The sequence below is a fragment of the Clostridium sp. Marseille-QA1073 genome, assembly GCF_054863625.1.
Genome location: NZ_JBSVQM010000010.1, coordinates 52,016 through 69,765, shown reverse-complemented (window position 1 = coordinate 69,765; position 17,750 = coordinate 52,016). Strand labels below are relative to the sequence as shown.

The 17,750-nt window shown below is 27.2% G+C and carries 14 protein-coding genes; 11 read left to right on the top strand and 3 right to left on the bottom strand.

Translation table 11 applies throughout. From position 1 onward, the window contains the following. Positions 1-77: 77 nt before the first annotated feature. Entirely contained in the window at positions 78-1,982 is a 1,905-nt protein-coding gene (locus ACY1IQ_RS10935) for an NAD(+) synthase (RefSeq protein WP_461613951.1), read from the bottom strand. An 85-nt stretch (positions 1,983-2,067) separates the two neighbouring features. Next, positions 2,068-2,664, bottom strand: coding sequence for a flavin reductase family protein (locus tag ACY1IQ_RS10930; RefSeq protein WP_461613950.1), 597 nt, complete (start codon positions 2,662-2,664; stop codon positions 2,068-2,070). 950 nt (positions 2,665-3,614) lie between these two features. Between ACY1IQ_RS10930 and iscB the strand changes: the two genes are divergently transcribed. The 8 genes from iscB (at position 3,615) to ACY1IQ_RS10890 (ending at position 11,753) form a co-directional block, all read left to right on the top strand. Then, the gene (gene iscB, locus ACY1IQ_RS10925) at positions 3,615-4,856 is read left to right on the top strand and encodes an RNA-guided endonuclease IscB (RefSeq protein ID WP_461613949.1); all 1,242 of its coding nucleotides are present in this window, start codon (positions 3,615-3,617) and stop codon (positions 4,854-4,856) included. Positions 4,857-4,936: 80 nt separating this feature from the next. Beyond that, entirely contained in the window at positions 4,937-5,677 is a 741-nt protein-coding gene (locus ACY1IQ_RS10920; RefSeq protein ID WP_461613948.1) for an AIR synthase related protein, read from the top strand. Positions 5,678-5,898: 221 nt separating this feature from the next. Next, the gene (locus ACY1IQ_RS10915) at positions 5,899-6,666 is read left to right on the top strand and encodes an ATP-binding protein (RefSeq protein WP_461613947.1); all 768 of its coding nucleotides are present in this window, start codon (positions 5,899-5,901) and stop codon (positions 6,664-6,666) included. Positions 6,667-7,029: 363 nt separating this feature from the next. Continuing rightward, positions 7,030-7,365: a hypothetical protein gene (locus tag ACY1IQ_RS10910; RefSeq protein WP_461613946.1), complete on the top strand. Its 336-nt coding sequence runs from the start codon at positions 7,030-7,032 to the stop codon at positions 7,363-7,365. Positions 7,366-7,624: 259 nt separating this feature from the next. Then, on the top strand, positions 7,625-8,101 hold the full coding sequence (locus ACY1IQ_RS10905; RefSeq protein ID WP_461613945.1) for a GNAT family N-acetyltransferase: 477 nt from the start codon (positions 7,625-7,627) through the stop codon (positions 8,099-8,101). A 96-nt stretch (positions 8,102-8,197) separates the two neighbouring features. Then, positions 8,198-8,704, top strand: coding sequence for a GNAT family N-acetyltransferase (locus ACY1IQ_RS10900; RefSeq protein WP_461613944.1), 507 nt, complete (start codon positions 8,198-8,200; stop codon positions 8,702-8,704). A gap of 669 nt (positions 8,705-9,373) precedes the next feature. Continuing rightward, positions 9,374-10,723 carry a cell wall-binding repeat-containing protein gene (locus ACY1IQ_RS10895; RefSeq protein WP_461613943.1) on the top strand — a complete coding sequence of 450 codons (1,350 nt, stop codon included), beginning with the start codon at positions 9,374-9,376 and terminating at the stop codon, positions 10,721-10,723. 151 nt (positions 10,724-10,874) lie between these two features. Beyond that, on the top strand, positions 10,875-11,753 hold the full coding sequence (locus ACY1IQ_RS10890; protein ID WP_461613942.1) for a GNAT family N-acetyltransferase: 879 nt from the start codon (positions 10,875-10,877) through the stop codon (positions 11,751-11,753). Positions 11,754-12,343: 590 nt separating this feature from the next. On the opposite strand, the gene ACY1IQ_RS10885 is transcribed toward ACY1IQ_RS10890, so the two are convergent. Further along, on the bottom strand, positions 12,344-13,912 hold the full coding sequence (locus ACY1IQ_RS10885; protein ID WP_461613941.1) for a DEAD/DEAH box helicase: 1,569 nt from the start codon (positions 13,910-13,912) through the stop codon (positions 12,344-12,346). Between the two features lie 257 nt (positions 13,913-14,169). Between ACY1IQ_RS10885 and ACY1IQ_RS10880 the strand changes: the two genes are divergently transcribed. The 3 genes from ACY1IQ_RS10880 (at position 14,170) to ACY1IQ_RS10870 (ending at position 17,710) form a co-directional block, all read left to right on the top strand. Continuing rightward, positions 14,170-15,429 (top strand): M16 family metallopeptidase, encoded by a 1,260-nt coding sequence (locus tag ACY1IQ_RS10880; protein WP_461613940.1) that lies wholly within the window; start codon positions 14,170-14,172, stop codon positions 15,427-15,429. After that, entirely contained in the window at positions 15,422-16,240 is an 819-nt protein-coding gene (gene recX / locus ACY1IQ_RS10875) for a recombination regulator RecX (protein WP_461613939.1), read from the top strand. The genes ACY1IQ_RS10880 and recX overlap by 8 nt, the downstream gene beginning before the upstream one ends. 294 nt (positions 16,241-16,534) lie before the next feature. Further along, positions 16,535-17,710: a transglutaminase-like domain-containing protein gene (locus ACY1IQ_RS10870; RefSeq protein ID WP_461613938.1), complete on the top strand. Its 1,176-nt coding sequence runs from the start codon at positions 16,535-16,537 to the stop codon at positions 17,708-17,710. The last annotated feature ends 40 nt before the right edge of the window (positions 17,711-17,750 follow it).

Genomic DNA, 17,750 nt, shown 5'->3' with positions numbered 1-17,750 from the left:
AAAATTATCAAATGATTTTTATCTTAACTCCTCATTCTTAATTTTAAAAAGTCGTGACATTTAGTCACGACTTTTTGTTATATCCAAGAATTATAGCTTGCATCTGAAGGCATTCTTAAATCTCCTCTAGGAGAAAGACTTATAGAACCTACCTTAGGACCATCAGGTAAACAAGAACGCTTAAATTGTTGAGTAAAGAATCGTCTTAAGAAAGTATTTAACCATTTCTCAATTTCTTCATTAGAATAGTTTTCCTTAAAGGCAGCTTTAGCTAAAAACGATAACTTTTCAGGAGTTGCTCCTTCTTTTATAAAATGATATAAGAAGAAGTCATGAAGCTCATAAGGGCCTACTATATCTTCAGTTTTTTGTGCAATATTACCTTCTTTATCCTTAGGAAGAAGTTCTGGACTAACAGGTGTGTCTAATATATCTAATAAAATTTCAGAAACCTCACCACTTAACTCTTTTTCTGCTACATAATGTACTAAATATCTAACTAAAGTTTTAGGTATAGAACAGTTTACAGAATACATAGACATGTGATCACCATTATAAGTAGCCCATCCTAATGCAAGCTCAGATAAATCTCCTGTACCTATTAAAAGGCCACCTTCCTTATTTGCTATATCCATTAATATTTGAGTTCTTTCCCTTGCTTGAACATTTTCATAGGTTACATCATGTTTATCTACATCATGACCAATATCCTTAAAGTGTTGAAGACAAGCATCTACTATATTAATTTCTCTAGTTTCTGTATTTAAATGCTTACAGAGATTTATAGCATTATTATAAGTTCTATCAGTAGTACCAAAGCCAGGCATTGTAATAGTTACTATATTTTTTCTATCCACGCCTAACATATCAAAGGTTTTAACAATTACAAGTAATGCTAAGGTAGAGTCAAGTCCACCAGAAATACCAATAACTGCTTTCTTTAATTTTGTATAAGAAAATCTCTTAGCTAGAGCAGCAGCTTGAATATTAAAGATTTCTTTACATCTTTTTTCTCTTTCAATTTCATCCTTTGGTACAAATGGATGCTTATCAATATAACGATTGAAGTTTATAATTTCTTTGTTTTTAAATTCAAACTCTATAATTTCTGCATCATATGGGCAAAAGTGAATACTATCTCTAAAACTTACATTTTTTAAACGCTCACTTTTTAATTTATCCACATCTATAGTTGATGTAATAATTTCATTATGTCTTTGAAATCTTTCATTTTCACAAAGTGTACTACCATTTTCGCATATCATTAAATGACCACTAAACAATAAATCAGTACTTGATTCAAAAACACCTGATGAAGAATAAATATATGCACTCATACATCTTGCACTTTGATTTGAAATTAAATTTCTTCTATACTCTGCTTTACTTACAAGTTCATTTGAAGATGATAAGTTACATATTATGTTTGCACCTAAAAGACTTAAATAGCTGCTGGGAGGTATGGTAACCCATAAATCTTCGCAGATTTCAAAACCTATTTTTGTATCATCACAAGTAAAAATAAGATTTGTTCCAAAAGGAATGTTTTCACTAAAGCTTAGAGATACTTTTTCGTTAGTTAAATTTAAACCACTATTAAACCATCTTTTTTCATAGAACTCTGAATAATTAGGTAGATAACTTTTAGGAACTATACCTAATATTTCACCATTAAGTATTATAACTGCACTATTATATAACAAATTTTTATGCTCTATTGGTGCACCTACAGCAATTAATATATCTTTATGTCTAGAAAATTCGCAAAGCTCTTTTAAAGCTTTTTCGCTTTTATCTAATAGTTGTCTTTGATAAAATAGATCTCCACAGGTATAAGAGGTAATAGAGAGCTCAGGAAACACCACAAGTTTACAATTTTCTTCTATAGCTTCCTCAATACAATTTTTTATATTTTCTACATTGAAATTTACATCTGCTACATTAGTGATAGGGCAAGCAGATGCAACTTTTAGAAATTCCATAGGATTTCACTACCTTTCATAGTATTTAGGCATTAAAAATAACTATTCAAAAATTCTAACCAGTTATTTTTAAAGATGCCTTAAGTTATCTTTTAATTTTTTTCTTTTTCATAGTTTTCTTCTTCATTACAGAATAGCCAAAGGAGCCTAAAGCTTTAGGATTTAATGCAAAATATTCTCCATGACAATAGGAGATGAGATTTGCCTTTTCAAAATGAATTTTACCTTTTTCATCAATTAAATCACTATTTACATGTGAACATACTATTTCGGCTAAAAATAAATCATGAGTACCTAAAGGGGTGATACTTTTAACTTTACATTCAAGAGAAATAGGACAGTCTTCTATTAGTGAAGCAGAAATATTTTCACATTTTGTCATTGTAAAATTCATTTCTTTAATTTTATCAATAGTTCTACCTGAACGAACTCCACAAAAATCCACTTCCTTAACCAAATTTTTAGAAGGAAGATTAACCACAAATTCCATAGTTTCTTTTATGTACTCATAGGATAATCTTTCAGGTCTAATTGCTACTGTAATCATAGGAGGTTTAGTACAAGCTGTTCCAATCCAACCTACTGTAAAAATATTATCTTTACCTTCATTATTCTTACAACTAATTAGTACCACTGGCACTGGATTAAGCATAGCACTTCCTTTAAACGTAACTTTTTCCATTAACAGTTCACTTCTCTTTCTGTATATAAAATCTTCTATTTTATAAAATTATCTTTAGTATTACACAGTAGGGGATATGAATTTACATATAGATAAAGTATCTTAAAAATTAATGTATAGCTAATATAGATACGTTATTAGACAATTCAATTCACAATTCACAATGCAAAATTCACAATTGTGGATATTTCTCAGTAAAACTGAGAAATTTAGAATAGATTCTCTAAATATATTATTGAGAAAATCTATAATTCATATTCGATTATATCAAATAAGGCATATGAAAGAAAATAATAAACCAAAGATGTTAGTATATTTTAGGCATATGAAAGAAAATAGCTAGTTAAAGATGGGTCATATATTTTGCATCAGAAAAGGAGACAGGTTTTCATGATAGTTTAACTATCATGGAGTTCTGACAACGCAGTATGATGGAAAATAGGCTAACATACTGGGCTATTATTTTTTGAAGATGCCTAAAACATTAGTATAAACTAAATAAGAATATGATATTATAAATAAAAAATCAAATATAATTAATTTTATTTAATAACATTAATATGCAATATTAAAAACGCTTTGAAGCTATATGAAATAAATTTGGTGTATAATGAGGTTGGAAAAAATTTAAGAAACAGTAACATAAGGAACTTCAAGTAGTTGCTAAAAATCATAACATATAATAACATATCACAACCTTTAGGTATGTTGTTATAACTATTTGATGTTTTCAAGCCTAAGTGAGTGTAGAATTGTGAAAACAGTTTAGCATGATGAACTATGATTGTATGATAAGTTAAAGACTTACCCTTAAATATATCCAACAGTTTAAGGCTCTAAGAATGATGAAGGATGACCGACTTCTAGGTTGTGAAGTCAAACACCTAATCATATGAACTCCATACTGTCTTTGGCAAGTAGGAAAATGCCCGAAAGGAGAGTGGTCAGAGATGACTAAAAATCAAAAAGAATATTCATTTGTAAAAGATAAAAAAGGAAGAAAATTAGCTTCATGTCTTTGGAATAAAGCATGGGTGTTGATTAGAAAGAAGAAAGCAAGATTACTTCAAAAATATCCTATGGCAATTCAACTAAATTATGAGGTTCGTCCTGATGAAGAAACTGAAATAATTTGTGGGATATATGATGGAAGTAAACATGTAGGTATAGCATTAGTTCAAAAATGTAAAACATATAATAAACCAATATTCAAGGGCACTATTGAACTTAGACAAAATGTTAAAAGTTTAATGGAAACTAGAAAAAGTTATAGAAGATACCATAGAACTTATAAAAGATACAGAAAAGTTAGATTTGATAATAGATCAGCAAGTAAAAGAAAAGGTAGAGTAGCGCCGAGCATATTACAGAAAAAACAATCAACCATTAGAATCATTAATCAATTATTAAAGTTTGTTAATATTAAGGAATTTCATTTAGAAGATGTTGTAGTAGATATAAGAGCATTATCAGAAGGTAAAAAATTATATGGATGGCAATATCAAAAATCAAATAGGTTAGATGAAAATATAAGAAAAGCAGTTATATTAAGAGATAATTGCGAGTGTATGGAATGCGGAAAATCTAATTGTATGCTAGAAGTACATCATATATTTCCTCGTAGATTAAAGGGTTCTAATGCCATAAGTAATTTAATCACTTTGTGTAGTGGTTGTCATCAAAAAACAGAGGGCAAAGAAGAATTATTTATTGATAAATATTATAAAACAATTGATGGTAAAAATATAAGATTTGACTACGCTCAACACGTTATGCAAGGTAAAACTTATTTAAGACAAGAGTTATCTAAATTGGGCAAATTAATGCTAACTACAGGTGGAGATACTGCTAACAAACGTATCGATTGGAATATATATAAAACACATAGTAATGATGCAATTTGCATAACAGATTTAGAAGTAAATATGAACGAATGTAATATAAAAGATTGGATTATCAAACCTATGAGAAGAAAATCAAAAGCTAATATTGCAGAACTAAATGGATTTAAGCATAGAGATTTAATAAAATACACAAAGAAAAATGGAGAATATTATATTGGTTATATAACTGCACTTTATTCAAATAAAAATCAATGTAATATTACTACAATGGAAAATAAAATACTAAAAAGGTATGGAATTAAGTCTTGTAAATTATTATGGAGATTTAATAAAATATATTGGTTTTAAAAACGTAAAAATTAATATGAAAAATATAAGAAAGGGCAAGGTTATGTTTTGTTACGTTTTTCATAACCAGGAAAATCTATATGAAGATAAATAAAATAAGAGACTTAGTGTTAGTAGATATAGATGAAAATAAATCTATGGTAATTGCTTGTGATAGCTGTGGAAGTATAGGAGACAAGCCACAGGATGCATTAAAGGTTCCACCTTTTATAACAGGAAAATATACAGTTAGAGTAGGGCTTTTAGAAGTATTAAGTAGTGGTGCAGAAGTGATTACTGTTATTGATAATGTCTGTGCAGAAATGAAACCTACAGGAGAAGAAATAATAAAGGGAATTAAAAGTGAATTAGAATTGGCGGATATTAGCAATGTTGCTCTTAGTGGAAGTACAGAAGAAAATTTTCCTTGTGTTTCTACAGGATTAGGAATGACTATAATTGGAATTGGGGAAAAGTCTAAACTTAGAGTAAATAATATAAAAGATGATGTCATAATTTATTCCATAGGAATACCCAAAGTTGGAGAAGAGATAAGTTATGAATATGATGAAGATATTTTTCAATATGATATTCTTTACTATTTAAGAGAATTAAAAGAGGTCAAGGAAATTGTTCCTGTAGGATCTAAAGGGATATTATATGAAGCAGAAGAACTAGCTAAAAATAATGGTATGGAATTTATCTTAGAAGAAAATATAAACATAGATATAAATAAAAGTTGTGGTCCTGCAACGGTAGCTATAATAGCTTTAGATAAAAATATTGAGGACAAAATAAAAGTTATTAAAAACTCACATAAAATTGGAATTATAAAAAATTAACTCTGTAACATAAGTTACATACCAAAAATATTTAAATTGATATAATTTAATCATAGATTGAATTTAAATTAACACACTATAGTATTTAAGCAATCTAAAAAAAGTAATAAGCCAGTATGCTATACTATTTTTTCTTTCATATTTCTAAAATAGATTAACATATTTAAATTATTATTTTCTTTTAGATTTTCAAATTAATGTGTGCTATGGAGGTATAAATTATGATTAGAAAAATTGTTCATATAAATGAGGAAAAATGTGATGGTTGTGGTATATGTGTAGATGCATGTCATGAAAGAGCTATAGAAATAGTGAATGGTAAAGCAAAGCTTGTTAGTGATATGTACTGTGATGGGCTAGGCGATTGTTTAAATTGCCCTCAAGGTGCTATTGAGATAATTGAAAGAGAAGCAGGAGCTTATGATGATGAAGCAGTGAAAAGAAGAATAGAGGATATGGATAAGGTAAAAAAAGAAACTAAAGAAGAAAATAAAGCTATGCCTTGTGGATGTCCTGGAACAATGGCAAAGAAAATTGAAAGAAAGGCAGGATTAAATCTAAGTACAAAGGCTTTAAAGAATGATATATGTGACTGTAATTCTAAAGAAGAAAACAGTAGCTTAAATTCAGAATTAAGTCAATGGCCAGTACAATTAAGATTAGTAAATCCTAATGCACCATATTTTGAAGGGGCAAATTTATTAATAGCAGCAGATTGCACCGCATATGCTTATGCAAATTTTCATAGAGACTTTATAAAAGATCATATAACTGTAATAGGTTGTCCTAAATTAGATGATAATGACTATTATAGAGAAAAGTTAGCTGAAATTTTAAAAAGCAACAATATAAAAAGTATAACTGTTGTTAGAATGGAAGTACCTTGTTGCTCAGGTATAGTAAGTTCAGTTAAAAATGCAATGCTTCAATCCCAAACTATAGTACCTTATAGAGAGGTAACAGTGGGAATAAATGGAGAGTTAATTTAATTGCCAATTTAAAAATAATAAAGTAAGAAAATAATTAGATATTCAATTATTAATACAACAATAAGTATGATAAAGATTTTATAAAATAATTTCATAAAACCACCCCATTAATAGTTTATGAAAGCATAATATAAAAAATTTCTTAAATAAATAAAATTCTTATTTAAATATAAGAATTTTATTTATTTAAATTTCAATATATTACTTTTAATGTTTTATAAAAAAATTTATATGATAATTTGAAAATAATTATTAGTAATTTATAAAAGTTAAATGAATTGAAAATTTTATAGTTATTGGTAATATTATATAAAATTTTCCTTATAATATTGTTGTAACAATATTTAATCCAAGGGGGATAAAATGGAATTATCAAAGCGTAATGTAAAAGGGCAATCTTATTTTGATGGAGGATTACTTCAGCTAATCGGATGGAGATTACTAGGAATATTAATAACTATAGTAACTTTAGGAATATGCTATCCTTGGGCAGAATGTATGGTTTATGGTTGGAAAATTAATCATACTGTAATAGAAGGTAGAAGATTAAAATTTACAGGAACTGCCGTAGGTTTATTTGGTAATTGGATAAAATGGCTTCTATTAACCATTATAACCATAGGTATATATGGTTTTTGGGTTAGCATTGCTCTAGAGAAATGGAGAGTAAAGCATATTATTTTTGAGGATAGTATTTAGTATTGTTTTATTCAAAATAATTTGTAACTAATCATTAAGATTATTACTTTATCTAAAAGCGTGGTGTTTTCACCACGCTTTACTATTTTAAAATAAGATTATAGAAATTGAGATTATGTAGTTTTTAAAAATAATATTAATAATTTATATTTTTAGAGGTTTAAAATTTATATAATATTAAGTTTGTTATTGATAATAATTTGTACTAAAGTATATAGTATAATAAAAAGCTTGATACAAATAGAAAGGGTTAAAAAATATGAATGATATTATAGATAAGTTAAATATTAAAAAAATAGAAAATGAAGAGTTATTTCCCTATGACTTACTGTTGTTAGCAGATCCTTCACTTGATCTAATAAAAGAATATACATCTAGGGGAGATGTTTATATTGCAGAACTACATAATAGAGTAATTGGAGTATATGTATTAATTAAAACTAGACCTGCTACTATGGAGCTTGTAAATCTTGCTGTAAATGAAAGTTTTCATGGAAAGGGAATAGGTAAGGTACTAATTAAAAATGCAATAGAAATAGCAAAAAAAACGGATATAAAAACTTTAGAAGTAGGTACGGGAAACTCTAGTATTTCTCAGTTAGCACTATATCAAAAGTGTGGATTTAGAATAAGAAGTATAGATTATGATTTTTTTATAAAACATTATGATGAGCCTATTATAGAAAATGGAATACAATGTGTTGATATGGTTAGGTTATCAATAGATTTTCATTAAATTATAATATTATAAAATTTAGAAAAATAGATAAATTGTAATTTAGTTTTTTATATAAATTAAGTAGCAGTTTATATTATTAGGAGGTATCTTAAAATGGATTATCAATTTAGGTTAGCAAATGAGTCTGATTTAAATAATATAATTAAAATATTTTTTAATGCAATACAAGATATGAAAGAAAAGGGAATTGATCAATGGGATAATATATATCCTAATAGTGATGTTATTAAAAATGATATAGAAAATAAACAAATGTATGTGCTTATATATAATAATAGATTGGTTTCAGCCATAGTAATCAATGAACAACAAGATCCAGAGTACCAAGCTATTAATTGGACACAAAGAGAAGGAAATGTATGTGTAATTCACCGCATGTGTGTTGATCCTACAGTACAAGGGAGAGGATTTGGTAAGAAGACAGTTAGTTTTGCTGAAGCCAAGGCACTTGAAAATAACTACTCAATAATTCGTCTTGACGCTTTTTCTGAAAATCCTTTTGCTATTAAGCTATATAAAGCATTGAATTATAAATGTGTTGGTGAAGTACAGTTTCGTAAAGGTAAATTTTATTGTTACGAAAAAATATTACATAAGTAAATAAGAATTTTGTTATTCATGATAATATGATAATTATATATTTTTGTAGGTTTTATTATCTATATTATAATTGTAGGAGGTAAACATTGTTCATCTATTTTCCTTTACATATATTATTAGGGATATGATTTTTATAATAATATATTTATTAATTTTGGTATTAATTTTGGTATTAAGATAATATCTTAAAATATATCTGTTGAAAATTGATTTTCTGTCAAATATATGATAATGGAAATCGGTTTGGATTTTCTGGTGAATACTGTTTGCTGCTGCATGAAGTATATTTATCTATATTATAAATGATATTATAAGGACGAACATTGTTCGCCAGTTTTTCTTATAGTATATCTTTTGTATAAGAGTGAATTACTATTTTAAATATCAACATCTATTAAAATATATCTTAAAATTTATATATTTGAAAAAAACAAAGAGTTTAGTTCTAAATTTAAAATTGTTTTAGAATTAAACTCTATTTTTATACTTATAAAATTCGACATAATATTCTATAAAATACTTTATTAGATAATAATGAAAAACTAATAATATATATAATAATTAAATAAAAATAAAAATTTTGAAAAAAATTTTATCAAATTAAAATTGAAAAAATAAATAAATTATGGTAATCTTTAATAGATAAACCAAAAAGGGGAGATAAAGTTAATGAAAAAAAGTGTTTTTAAAATTTTTAGTTGTGGACTATTAGCTACTTTATTGTTTAATAGCACTGTAGTTTTTGCAGCGGAAGCAAAAAATGAAAATGCTATACAAATGATGATGGAAAGCGAGGCTAATAATAGTCCTGAAAATGTTTTTAATTTTTCAGGAGAATGGGTAAAATCTTCAGTAGAAACTACTACTAAGAGGCTATATGGAGGCAATAATACAGGAAGATACGAAACGGCGGTAGCTATTTCTAAGGAAAAATGGGCAAATGGATCAGATACAATAGTGCTAGTTACTGGAATGGATTATCCAGATGCACTTAGCGCTACACCATTAGCAGCAAAACATAATGCTCCGATACTTTTAACTGAAAATAAAAAGTTACCTCAATCTGTAAAAGCAGAGATAAAAAGATTAAGTGCTTCTAATGCAATTATAGTGGGTGGAAATGGTGCTGTATCTAAAGAGGTAGAAACAGAATTAAAAGCCATGGGAGTTACAACTAGAAGAATTGATGGAAAGGATAGATATAACACAGCTGTAAATATAGCTAGGGAAGTTGGTACAGAAAATGGAATAGCTGTTGCTTACGGATTAAATTATGCTGACGCATTATCAATAGCTCCAGTAGCAGGAAAGCTTTCAATGCCAATTATATTAACTCCAAGTAATTATATGAATAAAGATGTTAAAAATTTTATAGACTCAACAGAGATTAATGAAACTGTTATTGTAGGAGGAATTGGAGCTATAAGTTATGAAGTTGCTTCTGCATTTCCAAATCCAATGAGAATAGGTGGGCAAAATAGATTTGAAACAAATGTAAATGTATTATCTATTTTTGGAAATTGGCTAAATTATGATGAAGTTTATGTAGCAACAGGTATGAACTATCCAGATGCATTATCTGGAAGTGCAGCTGCGGCAATGACAGGTTCACCATTAATCTTGGCAAGTGCATATGAAATAGATGACAATACTGATATATATGCTAATTTTTTAAGATCTAAAAAGGTCTATGGACTAGGTGGACAAGCGATTTTAAGTGATGAAGTTTTATCATATATTGGAGAAGCAGCTCAATATTTTGATATTAGGAATATAAAATCAAAACCTATAACTATCAATAAGGATCAATTTGCTATGTTACCAAGTGCAGTGTTTGTTTTACCAGATGGAAAGACAATTAATGAAGCATTACCTAAAATAGTAGAGATACAATGGCAAACTGAAGATTTAGTTATAGATACTTCTATAGTGGGAGAAAAAATCTATACTGGTGTTATAAAAGGGCATAATATAAATGATAGCCAATATAAAGTTGAATTAAAAGTAATAATAAAATAAATTTTAGTTTAATTGTATAGTAAAAAGGAGAAGTAATAAAAACTTCTCCTTTTTTATTTGTAAAATAGTTAAAAAATAATATAAAAAAGGAATAATCAATAAATATAGAATTGTATGTAGCAATAATAATTTAAATATCGGAGGGATTTCCATGGAAATAGAAGGTATGAAGTTATCAGTCATTAATGAAGAAAATTTAGAAAAAATAGCAGAATTTATGGCAACAATGAATATGAGAAAAGAAAATCATATAGGATATTGTGGAGATAATAAAGAGGAAATATTAGAGACTCTACAGGAAGATTTTTTACCTAATAAAAGCTTAATGTTTTTAAGTGATGAAAAAGAAATAGTAGCTGTATTAGGAGTAGATTTAGATAGTGAAAATGAAACAGTAGAAATTCATGGCCCTTTTATAGATGAAAAATACGGTGTGAATCTTGCTTTAAAGTTGTGGAATGATATATTGCCTTTAATACCTAATAAAATAAATAAAGCGAATATGTTTTTTAACTATAAAAATTCCTTAGCTATGGAATTCTCCAATAGTTTAAATTTTAATTTTAAAAGTAATGAGTTTATATTATCACTAAATAGAGAGGATAGGATAGAGAACCTTAATGATGGAGTAAGGATTCTGAAAGATGATGAAAAAGAAGAATTTATAAAGCTTCATGATAGTATTTTTCCCAATACTTACTATAGTGGAGAGATGATAGTTAATAAAATAAATTCAAAAAATAGAGTTTATATATACAAAGAAAAAGATGAGATTCAAGGATACATATATGTAGAGATATGTCCAGAAGCTCAACAGGGAAACATAGAATATTTAGGAGTTAAACCTGATTGTAGAGGGCGTGGATTAGGAGTTAAATTATTAAATGTGGCAATCGATTTTGTATTTTCCCATGATACTATAAGGGAGATAATCCTTTGTGTGAATTCTGATAATGAAGCAATTAAATTATATAAAAAATGTGGATTTAAGGAAAAGAATTTTTTGAAATTCTATCAGTTATATTTATAAATGGCTATATAGATAAACTACCTTAAAAATTAATATATAATCAAGCATAACTACACATTTGAGCATTTAAATTCACAATACAAAATGCACAATTAAGGTGGAATTTATTTTTGACCAAAATAATTTCTTTAATGGATTTTTTAACTAGCAATGCAATTGCTAGTTTTCCACAATTCTCCATCCTCAATAGTCAATTTTTAATTGCATAAGGGTTCCCTTGAGGTGCAATATAGTTTGGAACTAAACCAGTGAATTATACCAATACTGTGGAGATATGTAATGTTATTGACATATCGTTTAATGATGTAGATATTGTGATTTATCATACTGCACCCCAGGGGTGAAAGTTAATGCTGAGAAATTTAAAATTGTGAATTCAATAGTTACAGCTATGACACCAAAAAATACCGATTATTTTCACGTATATATTAAATTTAGAGTTGATATATCTATATATGTAAAGAAATATAATGAAAAATTTAAAATAGTAACTAAAAAGTACAAATTAAAACCCTTGTTATTACTAAATTCAAGTCTTAAATTCAGTAATAACAAGGGTTTTTAATAGTCTAAAATAAAAAAGCTAATCTTTATTTTCTTCTAGTAGATAATTCTATTCTAACTTTTCTTTGATTAATTTTTCTTCCAGAACTTCTCTCAATTATATTATCTACTAAATTACTTGGTACATCTACAAATGTAAACTTATCTAATATGTCTATACGGCCTAATTCTTTAGATTTAACTTCAGCAGTATCATCTAAGAATTTAACTAAATCTCTAGTGGATACATTATCTAATCTTCCAACAGAGAAGAATAATCTAGACATTTCATCATTTTTCATATTATCTTCTGTGTATTCAAAATTTAATTCTCTATCAAATAATATTTTAATTAAGGATGCAGCAACATCTTCTGCACCAAACTCATTTATAAGATCTTTAGATATTTGGATAAAGTTTTCATAGGAATTTTCTTCTAAGGTTTCTCTTATAGAGTCTAGTATACCTTCAGATTTTGAAGCAAATATTTCAGCTAAGGTAGGTACTTGTTTTCTTAAAAGTTTACTTTTAGTATCATTTTCTATTTGTCTTATCATAGACATTTCCTTACGAGTGGCAAAGCTATAAGCAGTACCCTCTTTATTTGCCCTTCCTGTTCTTCCTATTCTGTGAACATAAGATTCACTGTCCTGTGGAAGATCATAATTGATAACATGAGTTATATCTTCAATATCAATACCACGTGCAGCCACGTCTGTTGCGATTAAATAATTTAAATGTCCAGTTTTGAATTTTTTAAGGGTATTTAATCTTTGAGTTTGCTTCATATCACCATGCATTCCTTCTACAACGTATCCTTTACTTTGTAGAGCTTCTACTAACTCGTCTACCCCTCTTTTAGTCTTACAGAATAATATAGCACTTTTAGGTGCATCTACGTCCAATATTCTGCATAGAACTTCAAATTTATTCTTTGGGTTAACTTCAAAATAGTATTGTTCAATTTTAGAAACTGTTAAAGATTTTTTAGCTATAGCCACATGTTTTGCATCTGCTTTCATATAATTTTTAGCTAAATTTTTTATTTGTCTTGGCATTGTAGCGGAGAATAATAAAGTTTGCCTATCTTCTTTTAAACTACTTATTATGGCTTCTATATCCTCTATGAATCCCATGTTTAACATTTCATCAGCTTCATCCAGAACTAAAAACTTAGCATCTTCTAGTTTTAAAGTTCTTCTATTAATATGGTATAAAACTCTTCCAGGAGTTCCAACTACTATATCTACACCTTTTCTTAATGGAGTTAATTGTTTTTCAACGGATTGACCTCCATATATAGGAAGTATTTTATATTTTTCATATTTATTTATACGGGATAATTCTTCACTAACTTGTATTGCAAGTTCTCTTGTTGGTGCTAATATTATAGCTTGAACCTTTCCATTTGAAGGAGCCATTAAGCTTAAAAGTGGAGCTCCGAAAGCTAACGTCTTACCTGTTCCTGTCTGAGCCTGACCTATTAAATCATATCCTTCTAAGCTAACAGGGATACTTTTAGCTTGTATTTCTGAAGGAAATTCAAATTTTAAGTCATTTATTGCGCGTAATACAGAAGGTTCAAGACCTAAATCGTCAAATTTTATTTTATTCATTAACATTCCTCTTTCTATTATTTGGTTTAAATGTGTGTATATTACATATTCGTTACGTTAAAATACATCTAATAGTAACATAGTATTTCCATAATAGCAATTGATAAACCAAAAAAACATAAGTTATAAAATTATATACATAAAGTAGGAAATAAAAAAGAAATAAATAATTTTAATTAAAGGTTAATTTGATTTACAAAAACTAATATATTATAGTATTCTAGAGAGATTATAATAATTTTAAAAAAGGAGCAAATATGAAAAAGCATATTTTTGATACTTCTGAAATAACACTAATAAGTGGAATAAAATTAATTACTATAAAAAGAGATACTCAAATATCTTCAATTCATGTAGGGGTAAATATAGGAGCATTATATGAAAGGGAAGAAGAAAGAGGAATTGCACATTTTATTGAGCACATGCTTTTTAAAGGAACTAAAAACAGAGATAATGAAACTTTAAATAATGAACTTGAAAATTTAGGGGGAGAGTATAATGCTTATACGGATTATAATTGTACCGTATTTAGTAGTACTACCTTAAGTGAAGAAGTGGAAAATTCTATGAAGCTTTTAGGAGATTTGGTATCAAACTCCATTTTCCCAAAAGAACAGATTGAAAAGGAAAGAGGCGTAATTGTTGCGGAAATAAAAAGTGTGAAGGATGATTTAGAAGAGCTTAGCTTTGAAGAAGTTAACAAGGCAGCCTTTAGAAATAGTCCTTTAAAATGTGACGTTATAGGTAAGGAAAAATATATAAGGAAAATGACTAGAGAAGCATTAGTTACATTTTATAATACGTATTATGTACCAAACAATTGCTATATAACTGTTGTTTCTGATCACGAGCATGAATATATAAAATCATTGGTAGAAAAATATTTTGGACATTGGAAAGAGAAAGATTTTATAAAACCTCCAGTAATCTTAGAAAAAAACCTTCATAAAACTAAAATATCCTATAAAAAAGATATTGAGCAAAGTACCATAGTATACCTCTATTCTTTTAATGATCTTACAGCAGAGGAAGAACTTGCTCTTAAAGTATTAAATCATAAGCTAGGGGAAAGCTCTAATTCTATATTGTTTAGAGAATTGAGAGAAGAAAGAGGACTTGCCTATGATATTTATACAATGTTAGATTTAAGCGATAAAATAAAAACTTTATACATATATACTTCTGTGTCAGAAGAGTATGTAAAAGAAGCTATAGATACTATAGATAATTGTATTTGCGATATTGTGGAAGAGAGAATAGTTTTTGATGACAATACTATAAATCTTATGAAAAAAGTATTTAAAACTGCGGTAGCTTCTACAGTTGAAGATTCAACAGACTTAGGAAACTATGTACTTCATCAGGCTATGGAAGAAGAATATATTTATCAATTTGTAGAAGACATGAAAAATATGGATAGAATAAGAAAAGAAGATCTTTATAATGTGGCTAGAAAGGTTTTACAAAAACCTACAGTTCATATTTTATTACCTGAAAAGAGTGAAAATGATGAGTAATGTTATAACTAAAATTGAAGTTCAAAAGAAAAATAAAGATAGAGTAAATGTATATTTAGATGGTAATTTTAGTTTTGCCTGTAGTAGTGAACTTGTTTATTACCATAATCTTAAAAATGGTATGATAGTTGATTTAGAAAAACTTTCTGACATAGTTGAAGAAGACAATTATATAAAGGGAAAAAACTCTGCACTAAAAATCTTAGAAAAGAGCTTTAAAACTGAAAAGGAAATGTATGATAAATTATTACAAAAAGAATATGATATAAAAACTATAAATAGAATTATAGAATTTTTAAAGAGCTATTCATTTATAAATGATGATAAGTATGTAGAACTATATATAAAGGAAAAAATTAAAGTTCAAGGAAAAGGCAAGATAAGATATTCACTTTTAAATAAGGGAATAGATGAAGAAAAAATAAATTTTTATTTAAATAATATTTCTTCTGAGGAAGAAAGAGATATAGCTTATAAATTAGGAGAAAAGAAATATAAGATATTGTGTAAAAGTGAAAATAGTATACCTAAGTTAAAGAAGAAATTAGGAGATTATCTTTTAAGAAATGGATATAACTTTGAGGTAGTGAATGAAGTATTAAATAAAGTTATTAAGGAAGAAGAAAAAGAAGTAATAGAAGAAGTTGAAGAAAATTTTGATGCGCTGGTAAATATTGCTTCTAAACGTCTTAATATAATCATAAAATCTGAAAGTGACAGTAAAAAGCAATATAAAAAACTTCATGATTATTTGCTGAGAAGAGGGTATAAATATGATGAAATAAAAGCAGCCTTAAAGGAGATTTTTTAGAATTACCATTAATTGTGAATTGAAATTTCCCTAAAAGATGGTTATATTTAATTTTATATTAAATTTTTAAGTACACATATATATTCTATCTTAAGACTTAATGCATAGCTAATATAGCTATACATTAATGAATAATCAAAATTTACAATTCACAATTGTAGGTGCGAACAGTGTTCTCCGCTACAGTTAATCAATTTTAAATTTCTCAGCTATTACTGAGAAATGTCCAAAATTGTGAATTGTGCATTGTGAATTGTGAACTGGGATGTCTATAAGTAAAGGACGGTGAATAAAGTGAAATATAATGTAATTACAATAGGGTTGATTGCTGCGTTATTATATCCTATTTTAAAAGGCTTTTTATTTAAATATTCTACTTCTGCTTTAAAAGATACTATTAACTCTATAATAGGAAGTTTATCCTTTGTTGCCTCAATTTTTATAGGTGGACATTATATAAATAAGATTTTCACATTACATAATCAAGGTGCATTCAATAATATATATAAATATATGCCTAATTTTATAATGAGTTTTGGAGAAAAAAATCCTATAATAGTTAGATGGTTAATAGGAATAGCCTTAATTCTTATAATTCATAGTATTATTATTCTTATATTTCACCTTATAAGTAACATAACTTTATATCCTCTTTTTGATGGTATAGATAATAATTTAAAAAGAAAAAGTAATTTTACTAGAAGAGTTTTTGGCGGAGTATTTCAAATTCCAAAAGGAATATGCTATTCTATTATTTTAGCTTTTTTACTAAGCTTTGCTGCTATGATAAATAAAAATGAAAATTATTTAAAAGCACTTAGTGAATCAGAATTTTATACTTCTATATCTAATAAAGTGATAACACCAATAACTAATTCTGAGGTTATAAAAAATTTACCTAATGCATTAAATGATTCATTTAAAATAATAGTTGAAGATAAAGAAGGAAAGCAAAAACTACCTTTTAGTAATTATATTAATAAAAATGTCATAGTTTATTATAATGGTGTTACTTTGGAAGATGGTATAAAGTCAAATGAGCAAATTGATAATTTTGCTATAAATTTAGTAAGTCAATATAATATGAACTATGATAAAGCAAAGGCTATATATAAATGGGTTGGTAAAGAGATAGAATATGATGATAATAAAGCACTGAACGTTATAAATAATAATATGAACATAAAATCTGGAGCTATTGAAGCTTTTAACACTAGACAAGGTGTGTGCTTTGATTATGCATGTCTTTTTATTGCTATGTGTAGAGCAAATGATATAAAAGTGAGAATGGTTATAGGTGAAGGTTTTAATGGGAAACAGTGGGTGAATCATTCTTGGAATGAATTTTATGATGAGAAAGAACAGAGATGGATAAGTGTAGACCCTACTTTTTATAGTGGAGGGAACTATTTTGATAATAATAACTTTGATAGAGATCATAGGAATGCTACTGTTGCTGGAGAATGGTAAATGCAATTGAGAATTGACAGTGGACAATTGAGGAGACTTC